We start from the raw sequence: 23,568 nt of genomic DNA, 5'->3' as shown, positions 1-23,568 counted from the left end.
CTCACCCCTTGCTTCGTATCTAATAACGTATATGATTCCGTGCCACAGTGGCAAGGCGGCCGACGACGAAGGAGTCCACGTGTCGAACCCAGCGCAGGACGAGCGCACGCCCGGGCGCACCGCGCCCCCGTCCGCGGACCGGCGCAGGGTCGCGTTCGCGACCGTCGTCGGCACCACAGTCGAGTGGTACGACTTCTTCGTCTACGCGTCCGCGGCCGGTCTTGTCTTCGGCAAGTTGTTCTTCTCCGGCCTCGGGGCGAACAGCACCTTGGTCTCCTTCGCCACCGTGGGCGTGAGCTTCCTGTTCCGCCCGCTCGGCGCCTTCCTCGCCGGCCACTTCGGCGACAAGTACGGCCGCCGCGTGGTCCTGGTGCTCACGCTGATCCTGATGGGTGCGGCGACCACGCTCATCGGCGTGCTCCCGACGTTCGACCAGATCGGTGTCCTGGCACCGGTGCTGCTGATCCTGCTGCGTGTCCTGCAAGGTGTCTCGGCGGGTGGCGAATGGGGCGGCGCCGTCCTGATGGCCGTCGAACACGCGCCTCCGCAGCGCCGAGGACTTTTCGGCGCCTCGCCGCAGATCGGCGTCCCGCTCGGCCTGCTGCTGGCTTCCGGGGTCCTGGCGCTGACCAGCCTGCTCGTCCCCGGCCAGGCGTTCCTCGACTGGGGCTGGCGGATCCCGTTCCTGCTCAGTGTCGGGCTGATCCTGGTCGGTCACTACGTCCGGCGCCGCGTCGAGGAGAGCCCGGTCTTCCGGGAGATCGCCGAACGGCGTGAGCGCACCCGGACCCCGATCATCCAGCTGTTCCGCAAGCACGCCGTGCTCGTCCTGGTGGCCGCGCTGGTGTTCGCGGGCAACAACGCGGTCGGCTACATGACCACCGGCGGCTACATCCAGAACTACGCGACCAACCCGAAGGGCCCCATCGGCCTCGACCGCGGTCCGGTGCTGTGGGCGGTGACCGCGTCCGCGGCGACCTGGCTGGTCTCGACGTGGGCGGCGGGTGCGGTGTCCGACCGGATCGGCAGACGACGCACGTACGTGGTGGGCTGGATCGCCCAGCTCGCCGGCGTCGCGGTCCTCTTTCCGTTGGTGGACACCGGGAACATCGTGCTGCTGGCGCTGGGCCTGATCATCCTCAGTGTGGGGCTCGGCTTCACCTACGGTCAGCAGGCGGCGTTCTACGCCGAACTGTTCCCCGCGTCGATCCGGTTCTCCGGCGTCTCGATCTCCTACGCGCTCGGCGCGATCCTCGGTGGCGCGTTCGCGCCGACGATCGCCACCGCGCTGGTCGGCGCGACCGGCACGTCGCTGTCCGTCGCCGTCTACCTGGCGGGCATGACGGTCGTCGGCCTCATCGCCACCTTGCTCCTGCGGGACAGGTCGGGGATCCCGCTCGGCCCGGACCACGAAGCCGAGCAGGCGGTGAGCCCGCTGCGGTTCTCGAAGTGATCGGGTTCTCGAAGTAGACCCCGTCCGTGACGCCTATCCGCCGAGGGCGTCACGGACGGCCTTCGCCGCCGCCTTGAGCCGCTCCGCGAGCTCGGCGGCGGTTCGCGTGCTGGAGAGATAGACGACCGCGAGCGCCGCGGGGTTGTGGCCGCGCAGGGGAAGCGGCACCGCGACCGCGCTGAGGTTCTCGATCACTTCGCCATGGCTGTCCGCGTAGCCACGGGCGGCCACTTCCCGTACATCGTCCGTCCAGTCCTCCGACGGCAGCTGGGAAAGGATCGCGCGGCCGGGGGCGCCCGCGGTGAACGGATGCCGGGACCCCGGGCGCTGCGCGACCGACGCGACGGCGTGCCGGGGTTCCACGCTGACCAGGGTCACGCACTCTTCGCGGTCCATCACCGCCACGAAACACGTCATGCCGAGTTCGTTCGCGACCGCGGTCAATTCGGGCAGTGCGGCGGCTTGCAGGTCGTGTTTGATCCCCGCGGCGAGGGCGGCCAGTCGCGTGCCGAGTTCGAACTTGCCGGCGGGTTCCCGGGTGAGGAGCCCGTGGTCTTCGAGCGTGCGGACGAGCCGGTACGCGATCGAGCGATGCACGCCGAGCCGTTCGGCGATCTGGTCGACGCTGAGCGCTTCCTGTGCGTCGGCAAGGACTTCGAGCACGCGGATGCCGCGGCTGAGGGTCTGGGACGCGCTTGAAGCCTTGCGGGACTCCGAAACCATCGTATACGATCCATTTCGATAGTTGAACTAGCTGTTCGATTATAGAACAGGAATCCGACGATGATGTCACGCGAAAGTGGTTTTTCGCCTGGTTCGAAGCTGTATCGCCCGGCCGCGCAGTTCTTCCGGGGCTGTCTTGGTCGGTTCGCGACCGGCGTCGCGGTGGTGACCTTCGACGCCGCGACGAAACGGCACGGCCTGACGGTGAACTCCTTCACCGCGGTCTCGATGGATCCGCCGCTCGTGCTCGTTTCGATCCAGCGCACCGTGAAGAGTCACGACCTGCTCGAAGGCCGCCCGTTCGCGGTCAACGTCCTCGGCGCGGAACAAGAGGCGCTCGCGATGAACTTCGCCGGCCGTCCGTCTCCCGAAGGAGCGCCGGTGTGGGTCGAGGGCGGGCACGCACCGCGACTCGGCGGCGTTCTCAGCTGGTTCGACTGCACGCCGTGGGCCGCCTACGACGGCGGCGACCACACCCTGTTCCTCGGCGAGGTGCTGGAGTTCGACTACCGCTCAGGCGACGCGCTCGGCTTCGTCGACGGACGGTTCTCGACCATCCACGAATCCGCGCAAGGCCACGAATCCCTGTTCTGACAACGACGTCCCCCGAGAAGGAGCACGACATGGGAGCCCGTACCGGACAGCAGTACCTCGACAAGCTCAACGCGATGACGCCGGAGCTGTACGTCGACGGCGAGAAGGTGACCTCGAAGGTCGCCGAGCACGCGGCCTTCCGGAACAACGCGCTGACCTACGCGAAGCTGTTCGACCTCCAGCACGACCCGGCGCACCGCGACGTCCTCACCTACGAGTCGCCGACCACGGGGGAGCGGGTCGGCACCTCGTTCCTGGTGCCGCGCAACGAGGAGGACCTCAAACGCCGTCGCGCCGCGTTTTCCGTGTGGGCCCAGTACGCAGGCGGTTTTCTCGGCCGCACCGGCGACTACATGAACTCGTCGCTCACCGCGCTTTCGACCGCGAAGAAGTTCTTCTCCCAGGCCGATCCCGTCTTCGGCGAGCGCATTGAGAAGTACTACGAGATGGCACGCGAAAACGACCTTCTCGCGACGCACACGCTGATCCCGCCGCAGGTCAACCGTTCGGTGTCCGGAAGTCAACAGGGCGGCGGAAACCTTTCGGCGAAGGTGGTCGAGGAGCGGGAGGACGGCATCGTCGTCCGCGGTGCCCGGATGCTCGCCACGATCGCGCCGATCGCCGACGAACTGCTGGTGTTCCCGTCGACAGTCCTGCGCGGCACCCCTGAGGACGCCCCGTACTCCTATGCCTTCGCCGTCCCGAACGACGCGCCAGGGCTCAAGTACTTCTGCCGTGCCGGGCTCGACCACGGCCGCTCGCGGTTCGACGAGCCGCTCGCGTCGCGCTTCGAGGAGATGGACGCGGTTGTGGTGTTCGACGACGTGTTCGTCCCGAACGAGCGGGTCTTCCTGCTGGGGCATCCGGAGCTGTGCAACGCCTGGTATTCCGAGACCGGCGCGGGTGCGCTCATGACCCACCAGGTCGTCACGCGCACACTGGCCAAGACCGAGTTCTACCTCGGGCTCGCCAGCGAAATCGCCGCCGCGATCGGGATCGGCGGGTTCCAGCACATCCAGCAGGACCTGTCGGAGCTGATCTCCTACGTCGAGATCGAGAAGGCCGTGCTGCGCGCGGCGGAGGCCGACGGCGCGGTGAGCGAGGACGGCGTCTTCCTGCCCAAGTGGGAGGTCCTCAACGCCGCCAGGAACTGGTACCCCACCAAGGTTTCGCCGCGGCTGACCGAGATCATCCGCAAGTTCTCGGCGTCCGGCCTCATGGCACTACCGGGTGAAGCGGACTTCGACGCGGAGGGCCGTCCCGACATCGACACCTACCTCCAGTCGGCCACCCTGCCCGCCAAGGACCGCGCGCGGTTGTTCAAGCTCGCGTTCGACGCGTCGGTCTCGAGCTTCGCCGGGCGGGAGTCGCTGTACGAGTACTTCTTCTTCGGCGACCCGGTGCGGATGGCGGGCGCGCAGGTGAACGCGTACCCGCGGGAGGCGTTGCAGGAGCGGGTGCGGGAGCTGCTGGCGCGCGACGAGTAGAGGACTGGTTGCGGTGATTGCACGCGCATCCACCGCAACTGGAGGACTACTTGCGGCAGGAGGCGGGGCAGGCGTGAGCGGCAAGGTGCCGGCTGTCCTGAAGGCCACCTTTGAGACGGTGAGTCTCCTGAAGGTGGCCTTCAGGACACCGTCGCACCCGGGCCGTTCGCGCCCGCAGGGCGAGGTCAAGTGGACCGGGACCCGTGCCGACCTCGTTCGCCCGCGACTTCGTGGCGGCGTGGGACAAGGTCATGAACCTCGACCGGTACTACGTGGCGTGATCCGAGCCTGAACTCGGCTTGCACCGGGCGGCCGCACTCGGCGGCCGGCCCGGCCTGCTTTCGGGGTAACCGTGCCGCGCATCCGGCGTAGTCGAAAAGCATGAAGCCGGAATGATGGATAGCACTGGATGCGAAGGCCCTCGTGACGGACGATTTCGCTGCCGACGAAACACCGAACGCCTGGGAGCGAGTCGCATGAAGAACGAAACCTCCGAAAACCTCCGTTTGCTCTTCTCCGGCCTCGGAATCGACACCGCCCTGCCGAGTGGCGAGGTCGACCTGGTGATCGACCGCTTCGACAACTGGACCAACAAGGCACGGGTGGACGCCTTCAGATGCTTCACCGGGGCTTGCTGCGTCGTCCCACCCTTGGCCGAAGCCAGGTGATCGGCTGAGCAACGGCAAGGCGGTGGCGGGATCGGCGCTCCGGCGCGGGACCCGTCGCCGGCCTCGCCGGTCGTTCACACCTCGCCCGCCGCGAGTATCGTCAGCAGTTCGGCGTGCCCGGCCTGGGTGATGAGGCCGGCGGCGTCGAAGTAGAGCTCCGCGGAGTACAGCGTGGCCGGGAGGACTGCCTGGCCGCGGCCCGCCCGAATCGCGAACAAGCGGCTGTTCACCTTTTCAGCGCGAAACTTTCGATCGAGCCGGACCCGTAGCGCCCGGCTCCCACCTGGATTCTTGTTGTCCCACAAGATAAGCGTGTCCACGCTGCCGTCATCGCGGCTCAGGACGGCGACGCCGCCACCCGCGAGTGCCGTGGACAGCAGAAGCAACGGAATGGCCGAAGCGGGAAAAATCACGAGCGAGGCGGATTTCATTCCGGCGAAGGCGGAAATCGGTGCACTGATTCCGGCGCGGACCGAGGATTCGCGCCGGAATCAGTGCCGGTTCAGCCGCAGGACACGGTGCCCGCCCGGAGCGCGTGGCCGCCCTCGTTCCCGTCGTCGGCCCAGACCGCCTGCTTGCTCCCCGAGGCGCAGGTGGGCGCGATCGCGAAGCCCTCGTTGTTGTAGTCCGGCATCCCGCTCGGCCGGTCGTGAGTGGCCGTCACGGCGAACTTGCCCTGTGCGGAGACGGCGAGCATCGTCGAGTCACCGCCACAGTTGTCGTCGCAGACCGCCCACAGCCGTCCGGTCGAAGCCTCGAACTCGAGATCCATGATCGAGTCGAGTCCGCTGGCGAAACTCGCCACGCGGGTGTATTTCCCGCCTGCCTGGTCGAGCGCGTAGGCGTAGATCTTCCCGTTGCTCTCCAGGCCGACGAAGTAGAGGCCGGTGCCGTGGCCGGGGTAGGTGCCCGGGTTGTACGGCGCCTTGGTGCGCTCGTCCACGAAACCCTTCGCGGTGAGGGCGCTGTCCGGGACCCACGAGACGGCTTCGAGGCCGTCGTTGGCCGAAACCTTCGGCAAGTCCGCCGTCAGATCCCATTCGGCCTTGGCGGTGAGGCTCTTGGCCGAGCCGGAGACGTCGTACCGGAGCACCTTGAGCGCGCTCGTCTTGTCCTTGTCGCCGTCGCGTTCGGTGGCCGCGACCACGCCGTCCGGGGTGGCGACGACGGCTTCGGCGTCGGGGTCTCCCTTGCCGTTGCGGTAGCGCAGCTGCTTGCCCGACGACCAGCCGTTGGTGGTGTCCGGCTGCCATTTCGAGCCGTTGCGCACGAGGCGATACAGCGTGCCGGGTCCGTTCTTCACCGCCCACAGGACGTTCTGGCCTTCGAACGACAAGCCACTCAGGTTGCCGCCGAAGACGTTCGAGCCGTCCGCGTTCGTGACGGTGGAACCGCCTGGCCAAGGGCTGTTCGCCGTGGTGCTCGCGGTGGCCGTCGTGCCGGGCAGGACCAGCAGGGCCGCGGCGACGGTGGCCACGGCGGCGGCTCGGATCCGGCGGGATGATCGGGGCATTCGCGCTCCTTCGAGGCGGACGAAGTGAATCGCGGCGGTTCATCACAAGTTAAGTAAGTTTCCTAACGAAGGCAAGATATCGCCGACTTTTCACCAAGAAAAGCAACGGTGGGTTTACAAAATATGACAACTTGTCGAACAGGGTGTACATCACCTACAGTTTTGTAAACCCAGCCAATGGAGGAGGGTGCGATGAGCGAGATGACGGGCACGATCCCGGCGGGCTCGACCGACCGATGGACCGACCGCAAGCGATACCTGTGGATGATCGGGCTGGTGGTCCCCTCGCTCGCGTTCCTCGCCATCGGGCTGCACGCGGCCACCGGCTGGGGGGTGTGGTTCTGGATCGGGCCGATCGTGATCCTGGTGGTCGTGCCGCTGATCGACCTGATCGCCGGGCTGGACCGCGACAACCCGCCGGATGATGTCATCGAACGGCTGGACAAGGACCGCTACTACCGGTGGATCACCTTCGCGTTCCTGCCCATCCAGTACGCGGGTTTCGTGGCCGCGTTCTGGCTGATCTCCCGAGGCGACCTGTCCGTTGTGCACAAGATCGGCCTCGCCATCTCGATCGGCTGCATCGGCGGCATCGGCATCAACACCGCGCACGAACTGGGGCACAAGAAGGAAAGTCACGAGCGCTGGTTGTCGAAGATCGCGTTGGCACAGAGCTTCTACGGCCATTTCTACATCGAGCACAATCGCGGCCACCACGTCCGGGTGGCGACCCCGGAGGATCCGGCGAGCAGCCGGGTGGGGGAGAGCTTCTACCGGTTCTGGCCGCGCACGGTGTTCGGCTCGCTGAAATCCGCGTGGGGCCTGGAACGCAAGCGGTACGCGCGGCGTGACCGGCACCCGTTCCGGATCGGCAACGACGTGCTCAACGCCTGGCTGATGTCGGCGGTGCTGTGGGCGGCGATGATCGCCTGGCTGGGTGTCGGGATCCTGCCGTACCTGGTGATCCAGGCGGTGATCGGATTCTCGCTGCTGGAAGTCGTGAACTACACGGAGCACTACGGTATGCGGCGGCAGAAGATCGGCTCGCCGAACCGGCGGCGCTACGAACGAGTGGATCCCAGTCACAGCTGGAATTCCAACAACATCGCCACCAACGTCCTGCTCTACCACCTGCAGCGGCACAGCGACCACCACGCCAACCCGACTCGCCGTTACCAGACGCTGCGCGATTTCGCGGAATCGCCGGTCCTGCCGACGGGCTACGCCGGGATGATCGTGCTGGCCCTGTTCCCGCCGGTCTGGCGCCGGGTGATGGACCCGCGCGTGCTCGCCCATTTCGACGGCGACATCTCGCGCGCCAACATCCAGCCGTCGAAACGCGGCAAGATCCTGGCGCGGTACGGGACCCGCGTGACAGCGCCGTCGCGAGTCGTCGCCGACACGCACGGCGACGCGACCGAAGGCGGGATGTGCCCTGGCTGTGGCTACGTCTACGACGAGAAGCTCGGCGACCCGCGTGAGGGTTTCCTCGCCGGTACACCGTGGTCGGCGATCCCGGACGCATGGTGCTGTCCGGACTGCGGGGTGCGGGAGAAGGTCGACTTCGTGGCGCCGGGAAGGGTCGGAGCATGATGAAGATCGAGGCGGACCGCGCGAGATGCGACGGACTGGGCATGTGCGAGGCGATGGCGCCCGGCTTCTTCGAGGTCGGCGACGACGGCACGGTCGTGGTGTTGGACGAGCGGCCCGGTGAGGAGCACCGCCAGGATCTGCCGGCGGCCGTCGATTCCTGGGCGCGCTGACCGTCGACCGGCCGCGCGAGATCATGAAGTACCGCCGCCACATCGCCGGGCGGGCGCCGTGGCCCGAGGCGCTGGCGACGCGCGCGTTTCTTTTCGGCCGGAGACCTCGGGTTTGCGGTGGCGGGCCGTTGAGTGACCAGTCGGCGCCGCGGCCCGGCTGTGAAAATCCGAAAGCGCGCTTTGAGAGGCACAGCCTAGAATGACGATCATGAACGAGGCACCGTCAGTCACGGTCACGGGTGGTCCGTACCGTCTGCCGATCGTCGCGTCGGCGATCGAACTGACCGTGCGCTCCGGCTGGTCCTCGGTGACGATGAGCAAACTCGCGGAGATCGTCGGCGTCAGCCGTCAGACCGTCTACAACGAACTCGGCTCGAAGAGTCAGCTGGCCGAAGCGATGATCTCGCATGAACTCGCCCGGTTCCTCTCGGTCGTCCAGGACGCTTTCGAGCGGCACCCCGACGACCTCATCGAGGCGATCCACGACGCCGTCCGCGGCGTCCTCGAACTCGCCGACGACAACCTCCTGCTGCGTGCCATCGTTTCGGCAACGCACGGCGCCGACACCGAATTGCTGCCGCTGCTGACGGTCCGCGCCGGCAGTCTGCTGAGCGAAGCGACGATCATGCTGCGCGGCCGCGTGCGCGCCTACGATCCGCCGCTGGACCCCGCGCAGCTCGACGTCGCCATCGACGTCGTGGTCCGGACGGTGCTCAGCCACATCATGCAGCCGTCGGACACTCCGGCACGCACGGCCGACGCACTGGCGTGGATGGCCTCGCGCGTGCTCGGCGCGAAGACGAGCCGCTCACTGCGGCATCCAACGCTGGATTAGGGCAGCGGTCTCGGTCGCGGCCAAACGGGTGTTGCCGATCCGCAGGTGACCTTGCTGCTCGATCAAGTCCTGGGCGCGGACCCGGGTCGTTTCGTCGGTGTTCATGACGTGGTCGCGGTCGGCTTCGCGAAGGTTGAAGTCGAGGTCACGTTTGCCGCACTTGCGGTCGAGGCGCAGTTCGGTGCTGTTGCGGCTACCCGCTGGTTGCGGCCGGGACCGGTGCGGGTAGGCAAATACCGGTCCGCTCCGACCCGAAACACCACTCACGACCGCACCGATCCTCTCGATACCGGTGCCCTGGTCGCCTGAAGTACGTGAAGGACCCCTTGCTTGCGCCTAGGTACAGGAAGGGGTCCTTCACGTACTTGGGGAGGAGCCATTCACGGCTCGCGGGTCCCGACCGTCCGGAACTGGACGCCCGCCGTGAGGAGACCTGGACCTTCGTCAGCCGCCCCAAGACGTCTCCGAGGAGATCCGCGAAATTACCGACGGCCCGCGTCGCGGGTTTGGCGCGGTGCGCGTCGGTGTCGGTATCGGTGGCAGCGAGTGGAAGACGTCGATCTTCCCGGACTCCCAACGCGGTAGTTACGTGCTGCCGGTCAAGAAAGCGGTCCGAAAGGCCGAAGGACTCGAGGAGGGTGACGTAGCGAAGGTGACCATCGAGCTGATCAATCTCTGACCGTCAAAACAGACGCTCGCCGAGCGGTATCGTCAGGGAGAGAACGCTGCGCCCGGAGCGTTCGCGTGCCACCAGGCCGCTGTCTCGGTCGCGGGCGTCATGCGCGGCATCGCGCTCGTGGCCGCGCTTTCCCTGCTGATCCCGGCGATACGAGCCGCTACTCCTCGGTGAGTTCGGCCAACTGCTCCGCCGCCGTCCGGTTCCCTTGTCCGGCCAGCCGCCGCAGCTCGTCCAGCGCACCCAGCTCGGTCGCCGTTTCGATCAGCTGGTCCGCCGCGTCACCGCTGCCGTCGTCGGCCAGCCGCCGGAGTTCGCCCAGGTCGCCGCGTTCACCGGCGAGTTCGATCAGTTCGTCGACGGCGTCGCGGTCGCCGGCCGCGGCGCGCTCTCGCAAGTCGTCCAGCTCGCTCATGGTCATCAGGCTACGGGCTGTTCGGCTTTCGCCAGTTTCGACGGCCACCAGATCTTCCGGCCGACGTCCACTGCCAGCGCCGGTACCAGCAGCGACCGCACCAGGAGCGTATCCAGCAGCACGCCGAACGCGACGATGAACGCCAGCTGAGCCAGGAAAAGGATGGGCAGGACGGCCAACGCGGCGAAGGTCGCGGCCAGTACGACACCCGCGGACGTGATCACGCCGCCGGTGACGCGCAGGCCGCGCAGGGTTCCGTCTCCGGTTCCGATCCTGCCCGCCTCTTCGCGGACTCGCGTCATCAGGAAGATGTTGTAGTCGATCCCCAGTGCGACAAGGAAGACGAAGCCGAACAGCGGGACGACAGGGTCTGCGCCGGGAAAGTCGAAGACGTGGTTGAACATCAGCGCCGAGACACCCATGGTCGCGGCGAAGGACAGCACCACCGTGCCGATGAGCAACAGTGGCGCGAGCAGCGACCGCAGCAGCAGGGCAAGCACGAGGAAGATCACGACCAGGACGATCGGGATGATCAGCAGGCGATCGTGCTCGGACGTCTTCCTGGTGTCGAGCAGGGTCGCCGTCGGCCCGCCGACCTTGGTGCCGTCGACGGTGTGCACAGCCTCGCGGATCCGTTCCACGGTGGCGACCGCCGCGTCGGAATCCGGGGGATCCGCCAGCACCACGTCGATCTTCGCGAGTCCTCCGGCTTCCGGGACGGGGCTCTGGCGGACGTCGGAGACGCCGGGCACACGCGCCAGCGCGGTCACGGCCTGAGCCTGGCCGGCTGGCGCGATGATCACCGTGGGGGAGCCGGAACCGCCAGGGAAGTAGCGTGACAGAACTTCCTGTCCCGCCACGGAGTCGACCGGGGTGAGGAAGACGTCGGACTGCGCGGTGCCGGAGGCCTTGAGCTGGGGGAGGAACGCGCCGCCGGCGAGCAGGACGACGGTCGTGACGATCCAGATCGTGCGTGGCGCGCGGGCGATCCAGCCCGCGACGCGGCCCCACAACCCGTCGGTCTTTTCACTGAGCTGAGCCACCTCCGGCCGGAAGGGCCAGAAGGCGTTGCGCCCGCACAGGGCCAGGACCGCGGGAAGGAACGTGATGGTCGTCAGGAAGGCGGCGCCGATACCGATGGCCGCGACCGGGCCGAGGCCCTTGTTGGAGTTCAGGTCGCTGAACAGCAGGCAGAGGACACCGAGGATCACCGTTCCGGCGGACGCCGCGATCGGTTCGATGGTCGAGCGCCAGGCCGTGCGGAAGGCGGCGCGGGCGTCCTCGGTCGTCCGGAGTTCTTCGCGATAGCGCGAGATCATCAGGAGCGCGTAGTCGGTGGCGGCGCCGAAGACGAGGATGAACAGGATTCCCTGGCTCTGCCCGTTCAACGCCAGCACGTCGTGGTCCGCGAGCAGGTACACCGCGAGACTTGCCGTTCCCAGCGCGAACACGGCCGACAGCAGGACGAGCAGGGGGAGCAGCGGGCTCCGGTAGACGATGATCAGGATGAGCGCGACCACCGCGCCCGCGACCAGGAGCAGCAGCCCGTCGATCCCGCCGAACGCCTCCTTGAGGTCGGCGACCTGCGCGGCGGGGCCGGTCACGAGCACCTTCAACCCGTCGGGTGTGTCGCGGGCGAGCGCGTCTCGCAAGGCCTCGACACTGTCACCGGGATCGCTCGCGGCGTCGAACAGGACGACGACCTGCGCTCCGGCGGCGCTGCCCGGTGCGGGAACGAGGCGCGCGTTCGACGTCCGGTCGGCGAGGAACCGCTTGTCGCCGTCGGTCAGTCCCGAGGGGCGCTCGGCGACGACGATCGCCGGGATGACGGCGGCGCTGGAGAACTGCTTCTGGAGTTCGCTGACCTCGGTCGCCTCGGCGGAAGCGGGCAGGAAGCTGCTGCTGTCGTTCTCCGTGACCTGGCTCAGTTTCCCGGCGTACGGGCCGCTGAACCCGCCGAAGATCAGCCACGCGACCGCGACGAGTGCGGGGAGCAGCCACCGCAGACGTGACCGCGTGCGGGCGGGGCGTTCGACTTCCGAGATCATGGACGGATGGCTCCCGTGACAGTGCTACTTCGACGAGTGAATAGTTCGACCATCGAAATAGTAGAGTCGTCACCCGGACGGGGCAACATTCGGGGAGGTTCGGGGCATGCCTGAGGACGTCGAACAGGTCACGGACGACGTGCTCGTCCTCCTGCTGCGGAAGCTGACCGTCGAGTCGGACCGGTTCGCCGAGATGTTCGGCGAGGCGCACGGTCTGCACCGGACCGACCTCAACGCGCTCGCGGTGATCATGGACGCGGCCAGGATGGGGGACCCGATGAGCCCGAGCAGGCTCGCGGCCGCCTTGCACCTGAGCGCGTCGGCGACGACGGCGGTGCTGGACCGGCTGGAACGGGCCGGGCACCTCTACCGCGACCGGAGCGCGACCGACCGGCGCAAGGTCGAGTTGCGGATGCACGACCAGGCCCGCCGGATCGGCGCCGAGTTCTTCCTGCCGCTCGGCGAGCGCTTCTCCGCCGCGTGGGAGGACCTGGGGGAGGACGAACGGCGGACGGTCGCGCGCTTCCTCCGGAGCAGCATCGCCGCGACCGTGGAGGTGCGCGGACGACTGGCACCGTGAACACTCGGGGAATGCGATGTGTGGTGCTCGGTGCGACGGGATATGTCGGTGGGCGGCTGGTGCCGCAACTGCTGGAGGCGGGCCATGAGGTCCGAGTGGTGGCGCGCTCCCCGGAGAAGGTCGCCGAAGAGCCCTGGCGCGACCGTGTCGAGGTCGAACGCGGCGACGTCACCGACCCGGCCTCGATCGAGGCCGCGCTGGCCGACGGCGAGGTCGTCTACTACCTGGTGCATTCCTTGTCACGCAAGGATTTCGTGGAGGTCGACAGGGAAGCGGCGCGGACGGTGGCCGAGGCCGCGAAGACGGCGGGCGTGCGGCGGCTGGTCTACCTCGGCGGCATCGTGCCGGACGACGAGGAGTTGTCGCCGCATCTGGCGTCGCGGGCCGAGGTGGGCCAGGTCCTGCTGGATTCCGGGGTTCCCGCCATCGTCCTGCAGGCCGCGGTGATCATCGGTTCGGGCTCGGCGAGCTTCGAGATGCTGCGCTACCTGACCGAGCGGCTCCCGGCGATGATCACCCCGCGGTGGGTGCACAACCGCATCCAGCCGATCGCGATCCGGGACGTGCTGCACTACCTCGTGCACGCCGCCGGGCTGCCGTCGGAGGTGAATGGCGCCTTCGACATCGGTGGCCCCGACGTCCTGACCTATTTGGACATGATGCGCCGCTACGCCGTCGTCGCCGGTCTCCCGAGGCGAGCCGTCGTCCCCGTGTCGGTGCTGACGCCGTGGTTGTCCGCGCAGTGGGTCAACCTGGTCACGCCGGTGCCGAAGTCGATCGCGGTGCCACTGATCGAGTCGCTGGTACACGAAGTGGTCTGCCACGACCAGGCGATCGCCGAGCACATCCCCGACCCGGAAGCGGGCCTGACCCACTACGAACACGCCGTCGAACTGGCGCTCACCCGGATCCGTAACGCCGACGTGCCGACCCGCTGGTCCGACGCCTCGACCGGGTCCGCGCCGTCGGATCCGCTGCCGAGCGATCCGGACTGGGCGGGCGGGACCGTCTACGAGGACAAACGCGAACAGAGGACGGACGCCACGCCGGAGGCGCTGTGGGACGTCATCGAGTCCATCGGCGGGGAACACGGCTGGTACTCGTTCCCGCTGGCGTGGTCGATCCGCGGCTGGGCGGACCGGCTCGCCGGCGGCGTGGGACTGCGGCGCGGCCGCAGGGATCCTCGACGGCTGCATCTCGGCGAAGCGCTGGACTGGTGGCGCGTCGAATACCTGGACCGGCCGCGTCTGCTGCGATTGCGGGCGGAGATGAAACTGCCGGGGCGTGCCTGGCTCGAACTCGGCGTCGAGTCCGATGAGGACGGTGGGACGATCTACCGGCAGCGGGCGGTGTTCGAGCCGCACGGACTGGCCGGGCACGCCTACTGGAAGGGCGTCGCGCCGTTCCACGGCGTCGTCTTCGGCGGCATGGCCCGCAACATCACCGGTGCGGCACAAGGAGAAGCCGGCGGCTCGTAGCTCGGTCAGTGAAGGCGTGGAGAGTGCCCGGTGACCGTGTCGCGAAAGCCACTTTCGGGACATCAGACGTCGTGAAAGTGGCTTTCGCGACACCCCGGGCGGCGGCGAACGCCACGCAGCGGGGTTCACCGTGCCATGAGGGCGTCCGTACCCGGGCGTATGGGATCGTGAGCGGATGAGGATCTTGCTCGTGGAGGACGAGCGGCGGCTGGCCGAATCACTGCGGGCGGGGCTGAGCGCCGAGGGCTACGCCGTGGACGTCGCGCACAACGGCCGTGACGCGCTCTGGTACGCCGAAGAGAATCCGTACTCCGTGATGATCCTCGACATCATGCTGCCGGGTCTCAACGGTTATCGCGTCTGCCGGAGGCTGCGCGAGCGCGGCGACGCCACCCCGATCCTGATGCTGACCGCGAAAGACGGCGAGGACGACGAAATCGAAGCGCTGGACACCGGCGCCGACGATTTCCTGCCGAAACCGTTCTCCTACGGCGTGCTGCTTTCCCGGCTCCGGGCCCTGATCCGGCGCGGGGGAGCGATCCGGCCGGGCATCCTGCGGCTCGGGGACCTCGAACTCGACCAGGCGAGTCACAGTTGCCGCCGTGGTCCCGCCGAGATCTCGTTGACCACCAAGGAGTTCGCGTTGCTCGCGTACCTGATGCGGCGGCCGGGCGAGGTGGTCACCAAGGCCGAACTGCTGGAAAGCCTGTGGGACTTCGCGGCGTCGGCGACCGCGAACCTGGTGGAGGTCCACATGAGCGCGTTGCGGCGCAAGATCGACCTGCCGTTCGGGGTGGAGACGATCCGGACGGTGCGCGGCGCCGGCTATCACGTGGTGGGTTCCGGTGCGTAGGTTCTGGCGGTCGACCCGCTTCCGGGTCGCGCTGACCTCCTTCGTGACCTCGATACTGGCGCTCGGCGTCGTGTCGGCCTGGCTCGTGCTCGACGCCCAGAACCGGCTGGAGAACGGCGCCGCGCAGGTGGCGAGGGAACGCGCGGCCGCGATCGTCCAGGTACTGAACACCGGCGCCGCCCCGGCCGAGCTGCGGCTCCTCGTGCGGGACTCGGCCTACGAGGTGGTCGATCAGACCGGGAAGCGGCTCATCACCTGTCCCGGGCTGAGACACGGCGCGCTCGTCCCGGCGGACGGCTTCCAGCACGGCGATTCCGTGGCGATCCTCCGGCCCGGCGACGTCGACCTCGCGATGCCGGGGTCGGTCGGATGCCGGCGGACCCTTGGCCGTGACGTCGAAATCACCGAGACCCGCGTGCACGTCGCGGGCGAGACGAGCGGCGACAGCAAGTACCGGATCTTCGCCGCCGCCGTGGTCGACGAGTCCGGACAGGCGGCGCTCGACGTGGTGCGCATGACACTGCTGGTGGGCGTCCCGGTGATCGCCCTGCTGATCGGCGTGATCGCGTGGCTCGCGGTCCGCCGGTCGCTGCGCCCGGTCGAGGCGATCCGTTCCGAGGTCGCGGAAATCGGCGCGCACGACCTCTCCCGCCGGGTCCCGGCCCCGGACAGCGGGGACGAGATCGCGAAGCTCGCGGAAACCATGAACACGATGCTCACCCGCCTCGACACGGCCGTCACCAGGCAGAGCCGGTTCACCTCGGACGCGTCGCACGAACTGCGCACACCGCTCGCCTCGCTGCGGACACAACTGGAAGTGCTGCTCGCGCATCCGGACCGGCTGGACTGGCGCGACGCCTGCGAGAACGCGCTGCTCGACATCACCCGGCTACAGGACCTCGTCGCCGATCTCGTACTCCTCGGAAAGCTGGACAACTCCGGCCCGGAACGGCTCACCCCGGTCCGGCTGTCCGAAGTGGTCGAGTCCTGTCTCTCCGGACGGCAGGGTGTGCGGGCGGACATCGAGGGGGAGCCGGTCGTACTCGGGAATCGGGGACGGCTTGAGCGACTGCTCCGCAATCTCGTGGACAACGCGCAACGGCACACCACTACCGGCGTCGTGGTCTCGCTGTCCACAGTGGACGGAACCTGCGTGCTGACCGTCACCGACGACGGGCCCGGAATCCCCGCCGCGGACCGCGAGCGGGTGTTCGACCGGTTCGTGCGGCTGGACGACGGACGCGCGCGCGACGAAGGTGGCGCCGGTCTCGGGCTGGCGATCGTCGCCGACATCGCCCACTCGCACGGCGGCACCGCGGCGGTCACCGACCACGAGGGTGGTGCCCGCCTCGTGGTCCGGCTGCCGTCGGCGGAAACACGAAACTGAAGACGTCTTCAGCTTCCTTAAGCTTCGGTTCAGCGTCCGGGCCCGAACCTACGGGCCATGTCCGACCTCTCGCGCCGCTCCTGGTGGCGGCCGCTCAGCCACACCGGCTACCTGGCCTCGTCCTGGTTCCCCGGTCTTACCGGCGTGCGCGCGCTCGCCGCCGTCGCCGTCGTGTTCTTCCACTACGGCGGTCCCATCATGGACCCTTTGCAGGGCTGGATCGCCGTGCAGCTGTTCTTCGTGCTGTCCGGATTCCTGATCACCACGCTGTCCCTGCGCGAAGAGGGCAGGACCGGCCGGATCTCGCTGCGGGCGTTCTACCTCCGCCGGGTCTTCCGGATCATGCCGGTGTACTTCCTGCTCCTGGCGCTGACGACGCTCGCGGTGACCCTCGGCGGGACGTACCAGAGCAGCAGGCTCGCCGATGCCATGCCGTACTACCTCGTCTTCGGCAACGAACTCGTCGACTTCAACACGCCCTATCCGACGTCGTGGTCGCTCGGGGTGGAGGAGAAGTTCTACCTGGTGTGGCCCGCGCTGCTGGTGCTCACGTCGTTCGCGCGAAGCGGGAAGACCGCGTTGCGCCTGCTGTTCGGCGCGTCGGCCGTCCTCGGTGTGGTGCTGTTCGCGCTGCCGCTGGCACCGTCACACACCTGGGCGAGCCTTTCGGTGCACTACTGCTCGCTGGTCATCGGCTGCCTGCTGGCGATGGCGCTCCACCATCCGCGCGGGTTCGCCGTGGTCCGGCCGCTGACCAGTCCCGCCGTCGCCACGGTGATCGGGTGCGGGTTCGTCGTGTTGCAGTTCTCCGTCGGACCGCTGGTGAAGGCACTCGGCGGGCACTGGCAGTTCGTGGTCCCGGTCTACGCTTCGGGTTCGGCACTGCTGCTCGTGGCCGTCGTCTCGCCGGGCCCGATCCGGACGCTGCTCTCGAGCAGGCCGATAACCTTCGTCGGTGATCGGTCCTACGCGCTTTACCTCGTCCAGACCGGCGCCGCCGGGGTGACGGGCTGGCTGCTGCCCAGCGGTTTCGCCAAGGCCGCCGCGACCACCGGGGTCGCCCTGCTGTTCGCCTGCGCGCTGCGCCGATGGGTCGAGCAGCCCGCCATCGCCTACGGCCGGAAAGTCCTCGAACGCCGCGCGCCCGCCGTCCCTCCGGTGGAGGTCACGGCGGGCGCGCGATGAGTGGGTCAGTGGTGGGCGGTCACCGCGGAGGCACCGCTGTTCTTCTTGACGAACAGGGAACCGACGAACGCGGCCAGGCCGACACAGCCGGCGACCATGAAGGTGGTGCGGATACCCGCCGCGTCGGGGCTGGCGGCCCCGGCCGTCACCGTGCTCGCCGTGGCCACCGCGATGAACATGGCGGTGCCGAGCGCGCCGGCGAGTTGCTGCAGGGTGGCGAGGATCGCGCTGCCGTGTGAGTAGAGGTGCTCGGGCAGCGAACCGAGGGACTCGGTCATCAGCGGCGTCATCATCAGGCCCAGTCCACCCATCAGGAGGACGTGGATGGCGATGACCGCGATCAGCGGTGACTCCGGGCCGAGCAGGGCGAACAGCCACAGCGAGACCGCCATCGCGGCCGCGCCGGGAATGACCAAGGGCCGGGGGCCGAAACGGTCGTACAGCGCGCCGACCGGGCGGCCGAGCAGCCCGAGGACCAGGCCGCCGGGAAGCACCGCGAGCCCGCTGACGAACGTGCTGGTGTGCAGGACGGTCTGCAAGTACAGCGGAAGCAGGATCGCCGCGGCGCCGAGCAGGCACATGAACAGCAGCGCCGTCAGCACCAGCGAGACGACGAAGCTGCGGTGGGTGAACGGACGCAGGTCCAGGAGCGCGCGATCTTCCTTCTGCAGGCGCAATTGGCGCCAGGTGAACACCACGAGTGCCACGGCGCCCACGACGATCGGCAGCCACGGTGGCACCGGCTGGTGCCCGCCCGCCGACTCGCCGGACACCGACAGGCCGTACAGCACGCCGCCGAAACCGAGAGCGGACAGGACCACCGACAGCACGTCCAGCGGTACCTTGCGGGTGTCGCTGTGCAGCCGCAGTTGCAGGATGCCGACCACCAGCGCCGCGAGCGAGAGCGGCAGCACGATCCAGAACATCCAGCGCCAGCCCAGCGACGACAGCACCGCGCCGCCGATGGTCGGGCCAATGGCGGGGGCGACCGCGATGACGATGGTGATCGTGCCCATCGTGGCGCCGCGCTTCTCCACCGGGACGAGGCGCATCACCGTCGTCATCAGCAGCGGGAGCATGACGGCCGTACCGCACGCCTGGATGACCCGGCCGGTCAGCAGGAGCGCGAAACCCGGGGCGAGAGCGCTGACCAGGGTGCCGGTGCTGAACAGGGTCAGCGAGGCGAGGAAGACCTGTCGCGGGGTGAACCGTTCGAGCAGGAACCCGGTGATCGGGATGACGACCGCCATGGTGAGCAGGAAGCCACTGGTCAGCCACTGCACGGTGGTGGTCGGGACCTGGAGGTCGACGGTCAGGTCACGCAGCGCGACGCTCAGGATGGTCTCGTTGAGGATCATCACGAACGCGGAAAGAACCAGGACCCCGATCAGGAGCCCGGCGCGCGCCGGAGCCCTTTCCTGGTCATGGGTGGTTTCGGGCAAGGTCTCGGTCATCTTTGGGGGGCTCCTGGAAGGGCGCTGTCCGCGTGGGCGCATCCGACCACCGTCAACGGTGGCAGCGAAGGCGAGGCTTATCTGTAGTTCAGTCTGCCTGGGCCGGTCGGTGCGTGTCACGTCGATTTCCGTAGTGAGTACGGTCACTTCGCTGTGAGCGGATTTCGAAACCGCACGCGAGCGAACGGATTTCCGGCCGTGACACGGTAAAATCGCGCTGTGACGAGAGAGATCACGGCGGATCAATGGCGATCGGTACGACGAGCCTATCGGGTGACGGGCGCGCGATTCGCGGAAATGGTCGCCCGCGTTCCGGATCCCGGCGCGATGGTCACCGCGGAGTGGACGGTGGCCGACACCGTCGCCCATGTCGCGTTGATCGCGAAGATGTACCGGTCCCTGGCGCGGCCGGACACGGCCCCGCTGCTGGACGACCGCGCGCAGGGCCAAGTTCGAAGGACCACTGTGGACACGGTTTCCGTACTGAACACCTTGGTGCTGAAGGACTTTCCCGAACGCGACATCGGCGTGCTGGTGCCGGAATTGCTCGCTGCCATCGATGAAGTACTGCGAGTGACCGAGGATGCCGATCCGGCCACCCCGCTGGACTGGCTCGGTGACTCGAAGGTGCCATTGGCCGGCGTCCTCGCGCACCTGGTCAACGAACTACAGATCCACGGCTGGGACATCGCCAAGGCGGTGAAACTGCCGTGGACGATCCCGCCGGGTGACGCGGCGCTGTTCTTCGAACTCTTCCTCGTCGGCGTCCTGACCCATGGCGTCGGGCACCTTATAGACACCGACGAGCCGCCGCGGGAAAGGCGGATCGCCGTGGCCTTCCGGTCGGCGTACACGTCTCCGGTCGTGCTGGTGCTGCATCGGGGCCGGGTCACGGTCGAGGAGCCCGGCGGCCCTGTCGACGCACGGATCTCGTTCGATCCGGCGTCGCTGAACCTGATGCTGTTCCACCGGATCGGCAAGGTGCGTTCCGCGCTGACGCGCAAGATCGTCATCGGCGGTCCGCGGCCGTGGTTGCTGCCCGCTTTCCTGCGGGTCGTCCGGCTTCCCTAGCGGAAGGGGGACTTTCCCCGCATGCGAAAGTCTCCTTCAGTTCCCGTCGGCGGGCGCGTCGAACCGGCGACGTGAGTGTTCGATGTGGCCGAGGAAGCGGTGGGTCCAGTCGCACATCCCGTCGACCGTCGCCCGCAGACCATGCCCCGCCTCGGTGAGGGTGTAGTCGACGCGAGGCGGCACTGTCGGATGCACGGTCCGTTCGAGCAGGCCGTTGCGTTCCAGCATGCGCAGGTTCTGGGTGAGCATCTTGTGGCTGATGCCCTCGATGTCGTTCCGCAGTTCGGTGAACCGTCGCGTGCGGTCGCCGATCATCTCGATGATCAGGAGCGCCCACTTGTTGGCTACGTCGGAGAAGATCTCCCGCGCCAGCGAGTCCGCCCGCGTCAGATCCGCGTCGTCCGCAGTACTGCTGAGCTGCTTGGTCACCATCGGGTTCCCCAGTCACGAAAAAGTGCGTTCTTCCAGGTCGCTCCACACTCTCCTACAGTTTCTGGGTAACCATAAGTGACCTAAGCAAGGAGTGCGACAGCATGGCCATCACCCTGGTGAATCCCGCGGGGCTGCCGGAGATCCCCGCCTACCGGCAGGTTTCGATCGCGACCGGGTCGAAGCTGGTCTTCATCGCCGGGCAGGTCGCCTGGGACGCCGCCGGTGTCACTGTCGGCGAAGGCGATCTCGCCGCCCAAGTCGAACAGTGCTACCTGAACATCGGTGTCGCGCTCGCGGAGGCCGGCGCCACCTTCGACGACGTCGCGAAGATGACCGTCTACGTCGTCGACTGGACCCCGGACAAACTCGCGCTGTTCCTCGAAGGTGTGGACCGGGCCGCCACCAAGCTGGGCGTCACCCCGGTCCCGCCGGGCACGCTGATCGGTGTCGCGGCGCTCGACGTGCCTGAGCATCTGGTCGAGGTCGAAGCGACCGCGGTCATCGACTGACGCTCACTGGCCGCGGGCGGCACGCCAGAGCGGGCTGTCGACGTAGTGGTTGTCGTACTGCTTCGAAGACGCGGCGATCTCCGAAGGATCGGCTTCGCCGCGGGCGACCCGGTCGAGAAGCCGGTAGTAGTCGAAGCGGGCCATGCCCGGCGTGAAGGTCACCAGGACGTCGGCGTCCGACCCGGCGGCGGGCCCGAACGCGTGCGGCACCTGGGGTGGCACGGCGAGGAAGTCGCCTTTCTCGAGGATGTGCAGGGTTTCGTCGACGAGCACCTGGAGCTTTCCTTCGAGTACGAAGAAGAACTCGGTCGCGCGGGTGTGGAAGTGGGCTGGGGTACCGAAGACACCGTCCTTCAGAGTCGCGCGGTTCGCGGTGAAGCCCCCGTCGGTGGTGTCCGAGTCGGCCAGCAGCGTGATGTCGCTTCCCGGCGCGTCGCTGACGATCTCGGCGTCGGCGGCCCTGAGGAGGATGGGGTCGAACATGGTGGTGTCTCCTTGGTTTCCGTGTTCAGCGGGCTCGCTGACAGGAACAAGCTTTCCCCGGCGGCAGGCCTTGATCAATGCGGGAAACCGTACTGATCGATAATGTGTAGGTTATCGATCAGTACGGCGAGACGGCCGGTCAGGAAGCGAAGACCTGTGAGTCGTCGGCGAAGGCTTTGAACTCCAGCGCGTTGCCTGCCGGATCCAGCAGGAACATCGTCCACTGTTCGCCGGTCTGCCCTTCGAACCGGACGTAGGGCTCGATGACGAACTCGGTGCCCGCGGCGCGGAGCCGGTCCGCCAGCTTCCGGAACTCCGGCACGGCGAGGATCAGCCCGAAGTGGGGGACGGGCACGTCATGGCCGTCGACGGGGTTGTGGATCCGCTGTGGCCGTTCCGGCGCGAGGTGCGTGACGAACTGGTGGCCGTGGAGGTTCCAGTCGATCCAGGAGTCCGAGCTGCGGCCCTGTTCGAGGCCGAGGACTTCGCCGTAGAAGGTGCGCGCGGCGGCCAGGTCGTCGACGGGCATGGCGAGGTGGAAACGCGGGATGGGAGAGTCGAGGATACTCATGTCTCAATGTTAACATTAGGACAAAGTGAAGGTCGCTACGATCGAGTCTTCCCGAGGGAGGATGACGATGAGCGAACCCGGCCGGGTGGTGCCCGCCCGCCGCCGAGGGCTGGCCGACGAGGTCGCCGACCGGGTCAGGGACGCCATTTTCGGTGGCGCCTACCCGCCCGGCGCGCAGCTGCGCGAGGTGGAACTTTCGGAGGCGCTGGGTGTCAGCCGTGGCCCGGTGCGCGAGGCGTTGCTCAAACTGGAGCGCGAGGGCCTGGTGCGCAGTGAATGGCATCGCGGCGCGATCGTCACGACACTGTCCGATGTGGACGTCGCCGAACTCGACAGCCTCCGCTCGGCGTTGGAACAGCTCGCTGTCCGCCTGGTGGTCGCATCCGCCTCGGACGCGGATCTGGCGGCGCTCGACGAGGTCGTCGAGCGGATGGGCCGGGCGCGCGACGAGCACGAGATGGTGCGCTGCGACATCGACTTCCACGACGCGGTCTACGCGGCTTCCGGGCATCGGCGGCTCATCGAGGCGTGGCAGGCCATCCGGTCGCAGGTGCACTTGTTCCTGCTGACCCGGATCGGCGTGAACTCCGAGGGCTATCTCGCGAGCATCCCGGCGGAGCACCGGCGGCTCGCGTCGGCTCTTCGTGCCCGAGACGGGGAGAAGGCGCTCGAACTGTTCGCTGTCCATCGCGGGCAAGCCCTCGATGTACTGACCGGGAAATGAAGGGCTCGAGGTGCTCAACGTCCGTCTGAACGACCTCGCCGCGGAGGCGCTGGGTTCTCAGGCCGCCGCGATGCCGCCTGACCGGCTGGCGCCGGAGTTGCGGGAGATGCTCGCCGAAGAGATCGTGGTGACCGATGGAGTCATCACCCTCGGCGGGATTCCCGATTGGGCCGGACGGCCGCCGGGAACGCATGCCGACCTGACCGGTTGGGAGTGCTTCGTCAGCAGCTTCCATCTTGAAGACCATCTGCCGATCGAGGTGGGTAGCCTGCCCGACGGCGAGCCGGTGATCTCCGAAGCGGACCAGGTCCTGATGCTGCGTCACGGCCTCGGGTTCGCGCTCGAGATCGCCCGGACGGCACCGGTTCCCGTCCGGTGCGTCGTCGGTGCCAACAGTACGAACGGGACGTTCCGGTTCCACCGAGCCCGGCCAGGGGAGTCATGGCTCCACATGGACCTCGACTCCTATCGTCACGAGAAGGTGATCACCGTCGATCGCGGCCCTGCGACCCTGGGCGGAACCCCCTGGTGACCGGTACGGTGCTGATCCACCGGCAACCCGGCTGACGTGGCAATCGCCAGCCCTCGGCGCGAGCGGGACGAAATGGCGTCCAGGGGCTTGACGGCAAGGTGGCCCAGGGCTTAACTCAAGCCCTGAAATAAGGC

General features: G+C 67.9%; 27 protein-coding genes and 1 pseudogene. 19 read left to right on the top strand and 9 right to left on the bottom strand.

Annotated elements, in window-relative coordinates:
* The first annotated feature begins 79 nt into the window (after positions 1-79).
* Entirely contained in the window at positions 80-1,453 is a 1,374-nt protein-coding gene (locus BS329_RS16120; protein WP_076161857.1) for an MFS transporter, read from the top strand.
* 33 nt (positions 1,454-1,486) lie between these two features.
* On the opposite strand, the gene BS329_RS16115 is transcribed toward BS329_RS16120, so the two are convergent.
* On the bottom strand, positions 1,487-2,176 hold the full coding sequence (locus tag BS329_RS16115; protein WP_076161559.1) for an IclR family transcriptional regulator: 690 nt from the start codon (positions 2,174-2,176) through the stop codon (positions 1,487-1,489).
* Positions 2,177-2,239: 63 nt separating this feature from the next.
* On the opposite strand from BS329_RS16115, the gene BS329_RS16110 reads away from it, so the two are divergent.
* From BS329_RS16110 to BS329_RS16100, 4 genes and pseudogenes are all read left to right on the top strand, one after another.
* Positions 2,240-2,770 (top strand): flavin reductase family protein, encoded by a 531-nt coding sequence (locus BS329_RS16110; protein ID WP_244197175.1) that lies wholly within the window; start codon positions 2,240-2,242, stop codon positions 2,768-2,770.
* Positions 2,771-2,799: 29 nt separating this feature from the next.
* Entirely contained in the window at positions 2,800-4,257 is a 1,458-nt protein-coding gene (gene hpaB, locus BS329_RS16105; RefSeq protein ID WP_076161555.1) for a 4-hydroxyphenylacetate 3-monooxygenase, oxygenase component, read from the top strand.
* Between the two features lie 178 nt (positions 4,258-4,435).
* Positions 4,436-4,538, top strand: a pseudogene (locus BS329_RS45515) (peroxidase/catalase (catalase-peroxidase)); the annotation flags it as partial.
* Positions 4,539-4,733: 195 nt separating this feature from the next.
* Positions 4,734-4,925, top strand: a complete 192-nt coding sequence (locus tag BS329_RS16100; RefSeq protein WP_076161553.1) for a hypothetical protein — start codon at positions 4,734-4,736, stop codon at positions 4,923-4,925.
* A 74-nt stretch (positions 4,926-4,999) separates the two neighbouring features.
* Here the strand turns inward: BS329_RS16100 and BS329_RS44595 are convergent, their stop codons facing one another.
* Complete coding sequence (locus tag BS329_RS44595) at positions 5,000-5,143, bottom strand: hypothetical protein (RefSeq protein WP_244197174.1); 144 nt, start codon at positions 5,141-5,143, stop codon at positions 5,000-5,002.
* A gap of 284 nt (positions 5,144-5,427) precedes the next feature.
* The gene (locus tag BS329_RS16090; protein ID WP_076161549.1) at positions 5,428-6,438 is read right to left on the bottom strand and encodes an SdiA-regulated/phytase-like domain-containing protein; all 1,011 of its coding nucleotides are present in this window, start codon (positions 6,436-6,438) and stop codon (positions 5,428-5,430) included.
* A gap of 192 nt (positions 6,439-6,630) precedes the next feature.
* Between BS329_RS16090 and BS329_RS16085 the strand changes: the two genes are divergently transcribed.
* The 5 genes from BS329_RS16085 to BS329_RS44590 all read left to right on the top strand — a co-directional run bounded on the left by BS329_RS16085 (position 6,631) and on the right by BS329_RS44590 (position 9,715).
* On the top strand, positions 6,631-8,031 hold the full coding sequence (locus BS329_RS16085) for a fatty acid desaturase (RefSeq protein WP_076161855.1): 1,401 nt from the start codon (positions 6,631-6,633) through the stop codon (positions 8,029-8,031).
* Complete coding sequence (locus BS329_RS16080) at positions 8,028-8,201, top strand: ferredoxin (RefSeq protein WP_076161547.1); 174 nt, start codon at positions 8,028-8,030, stop codon at positions 8,199-8,201. The genes BS329_RS16085 and BS329_RS16080 overlap by 4 nt, the downstream gene beginning before the upstream one ends.
* A gap of 199 nt (positions 8,202-8,400) precedes the next feature.
* Positions 8,401-9,036 carry a TetR/AcrR family transcriptional regulator gene (locus tag BS329_RS16070; RefSeq protein ID WP_076161544.1) on the top strand — a complete coding sequence of 212 codons (636 nt, stop codon included), beginning with the start codon at positions 8,401-8,403 and terminating at the stop codon, positions 9,034-9,036.
* 45 nt (positions 9,037-9,081) lie between these two features.
* Positions 9,082-9,345 (top strand): hypothetical protein, encoded by a 264-nt coding sequence (locus tag BS329_RS42595; RefSeq protein ID WP_143253070.1) that lies wholly within the window; start codon positions 9,082-9,084, stop codon positions 9,343-9,345.
* 124 nt (positions 9,346-9,469) lie between these two features.
* A complete protein-coding gene (locus BS329_RS44590; protein ID WP_341866335.1) occupies positions 9,470-9,715 on the top strand; it encodes a DUF1905 domain-containing protein in 246 nt (81 codons plus the stop codon).
* Positions 9,716-9,872: 157 nt separating this feature from the next.
* Here BS329_RS44590 and BS329_RS16055 read toward each other — a convergent pair whose 3' ends face one another.
* Both BS329_RS16055 and BS329_RS16050 read right to left on the bottom strand, forming a co-directional pair.
* Positions 9,873-10,127 carry a hypothetical protein gene (locus BS329_RS16055; RefSeq protein WP_208619221.1) on the bottom strand — a complete coding sequence of 85 codons (255 nt, stop codon included), beginning with the start codon at positions 10,125-10,127 and terminating at the stop codon, positions 9,873-9,875.
* Between the two features lie 5 nt (positions 10,128-10,132).
* Positions 10,133-12,175 (bottom strand): MMPL family transporter, encoded by a 2,043-nt coding sequence (locus BS329_RS16050; RefSeq protein WP_076161538.1) that lies wholly within the window; start codon positions 12,173-12,175, stop codon positions 10,133-10,135.
* Positions 12,176-12,281: 106 nt separating this feature from the next.
* On the opposite strand from BS329_RS16050, the gene BS329_RS16045 reads away from it, so the two are divergent.
* The 5 genes from BS329_RS16045 to BS329_RS16025 all read left to right on the top strand — a co-directional run bounded on the left by BS329_RS16045 (position 12,282) and on the right by BS329_RS16025 (position 17,658).
* Positions 12,282-12,755, top strand: coding sequence for a MarR family winged helix-turn-helix transcriptional regulator (locus BS329_RS16045; protein ID WP_076161536.1), 474 nt, complete (start codon positions 12,282-12,284; stop codon positions 12,753-12,755).
* A gap of 11 nt (positions 12,756-12,766) precedes the next feature.
* A complete protein-coding gene (locus BS329_RS16040; protein ID WP_076161534.1) occupies positions 12,767-14,233 on the top strand; it encodes an SDR family oxidoreductase in 1,467 nt (488 codons plus the stop codon).
* A gap of 175 nt (positions 14,234-14,408) precedes the next feature.
* The gene (locus BS329_RS16035) at positions 14,409-15,086 is read left to right on the top strand and encodes a response regulator transcription factor (protein WP_076161532.1); all 678 of its coding nucleotides are present in this window, start codon (positions 14,409-14,411) and stop codon (positions 15,084-15,086) included.
* Complete coding sequence (locus BS329_RS16030) at positions 15,079-16,473, top strand: ATP-binding protein (protein WP_076161530.1); 1,395 nt, start codon at positions 15,079-15,081, stop codon at positions 16,471-16,473. The genes BS329_RS16035 and BS329_RS16030 overlap by 8 nt, the downstream gene beginning before the upstream one ends.
* Positions 16,474-16,530: 57 nt before the next feature.
* The gene (locus BS329_RS16025) at positions 16,531-17,658 is read left to right on the top strand and encodes an acyltransferase family protein (RefSeq protein WP_076161528.1); all 1,128 of its coding nucleotides are present in this window, start codon (positions 16,531-16,533) and stop codon (positions 17,656-17,658) included.
* Between the two features lie 5 nt (positions 17,659-17,663).
* Here the strand turns inward: BS329_RS16025 and BS329_RS16020 are convergent, their stop codons facing one another.
* Positions 17,664-19,112: a DHA2 family efflux MFS transporter permease subunit gene (locus tag BS329_RS16020; RefSeq protein WP_076161526.1), complete on the bottom strand. Its 1,449-nt coding sequence runs from the start codon at positions 19,110-19,112 to the stop codon at positions 17,664-17,666.
* A 219-nt stretch (positions 19,113-19,331) separates the two neighbouring features.
* Here BS329_RS16020 and BS329_RS16015 point away from each other — a divergent pair, with 219 nt between their 5' ends.
* Complete coding sequence (locus tag BS329_RS16015; RefSeq protein ID WP_341866331.1) at positions 19,332-20,183, top strand: maleylpyruvate isomerase N-terminal domain-containing protein; 852 nt, start codon at positions 19,332-19,334, stop codon at positions 20,181-20,183.
* A 36-nt stretch (positions 20,184-20,219) separates the two neighbouring features.
* Here BS329_RS16015 and BS329_RS16010 read toward each other — a convergent pair whose 3' ends face one another.
* On the bottom strand, positions 20,220-20,615 hold the full coding sequence (locus tag BS329_RS16010; protein WP_076161524.1) for a winged helix-turn-helix transcriptional regulator: 396 nt from the start codon (positions 20,613-20,615) through the stop codon (positions 20,220-20,222).
* A gap of 101 nt (positions 20,616-20,716) precedes the next feature.
* Between BS329_RS16010 and BS329_RS16005 the strand changes: the two genes are divergently transcribed.
* Positions 20,717-21,124, top strand: a complete 408-nt coding sequence (locus BS329_RS16005) for a RidA family protein (protein ID WP_076161522.1) — start codon at positions 20,717-20,719, stop codon at positions 21,122-21,124.
* A 3-nt stretch (positions 21,125-21,127) separates the two neighbouring features.
* Here BS329_RS16005 and BS329_RS16000 read toward each other — a convergent pair whose 3' ends face one another.
* Together BS329_RS16000 and BS329_RS15995 are read right to left on the bottom strand one after the other, a co-directional pair.
* Positions 21,128-21,607, bottom strand: coding sequence for a cupin domain-containing protein (locus BS329_RS16000; protein ID WP_076161520.1), 480 nt, complete (start codon positions 21,605-21,607; stop codon positions 21,128-21,130).
* Between the two features lie 139 nt (positions 21,608-21,746).
* A complete protein-coding gene (locus BS329_RS15995) occupies positions 21,747-22,178 on the bottom strand; it encodes a VOC family protein (protein ID WP_076161518.1) in 432 nt (143 codons plus the stop codon).
* Between the two features lie 67 nt (positions 22,179-22,245).
* On the opposite strand from BS329_RS15995, the gene BS329_RS15990 reads away from it, so the two are divergent.
* Both BS329_RS15990 and BS329_RS15985 read left to right on the top strand, forming a co-directional pair.
* A complete protein-coding gene (locus BS329_RS15990; protein WP_076161516.1) occupies positions 22,246-22,902 on the top strand; it encodes a GntR family transcriptional regulator in 657 nt (218 codons plus the stop codon).
* A gap of 10 nt (positions 22,903-22,912) precedes the next feature.
* Entirely contained in the window at positions 22,913-23,434 is a 522-nt protein-coding gene (locus tag BS329_RS15985; RefSeq protein ID WP_244197173.1) for a hypothetical protein, read from the top strand.
* Positions 23,435-23,568 lie beyond the last annotated feature (134 nt).

The organism is Amycolatopsis coloradensis (genome assembly GCF_001953865.1).
Lineage (GTDB): Bacteria > Actinomycetota > Actinomycetes > Mycobacteriales > Pseudonocardiaceae > Amycolatopsis > Amycolatopsis coloradensis.
The sequence above is the reverse complement of the archived record's forward strand: the minus strand, read 5'-3'. Positions and strand labels throughout refer to the sequence as shown.